At 41.6% G+C, this 541-nt stretch carries 1 protein-coding gene; it reads left to right on the forward strand.

What is annotated here, in order from left to right:
- Positions 1-162: 162 nt before the first annotated feature.
- Positions 163-541 (forward strand): DUF721 domain-containing protein (locus R7Z47_RS26510; protein ID WP_318130980.1); only part of this gene is annotated, 379 nt, incomplete at its 3' end.

The raw sequence follows: 541 nt of genomic DNA on the forward strand, positions 1-541 counted from the left end.
AATATTATTAGCTGCTACACGACGAAACTTGGCAAAAACAGGACTTTACCACGTTCAATCCATCTCCATTGTAAAACAGAGGCTAAAGACGTTAATGTAAACTATACCTAGTGAGAAAGCTGCTCTAGAATAGTCATATCTCAACAAAATTAGATTTTACCTATGCGTGATCATCGACCAACCTCGACAGAGGATGTAATTGCTGAGTCTCAATTTAAGCAAATTCAAGAACATGCCGGAGAAATCTTGCAGCTTAACCAAGCTCTACAAACAATTTTACCAAAAGGGACGGCAGATCATTGCCGAGTTGCAAATATTCGCAATGGCCACCTTCTGATAGACGTATCTAGCGCGGCCATCAAAATGAAGATCGACTACGATCGTCTAATGATCTTAAACAAACTGCGCACACTAGGTTATGCAAAATTGATAAGTGTCGACGTTCGGATCAACCCTTCACTTTATCGTAATCGATACGAGAAAGACGATAGGCCAAAACGCCCGCCACTCACTGAGTCAGCAGCTCAATCACTGATGACCA

The sequence above is a fragment of the Vibrio sp. 1641 genome (assembly GCF_033339995.1).
Classification (GTDB): Bacteria; Pseudomonadota; Gammaproteobacteria; order Enterobacterales; family Vibrionaceae; genus Vibrio; species Vibrio alginolyticus.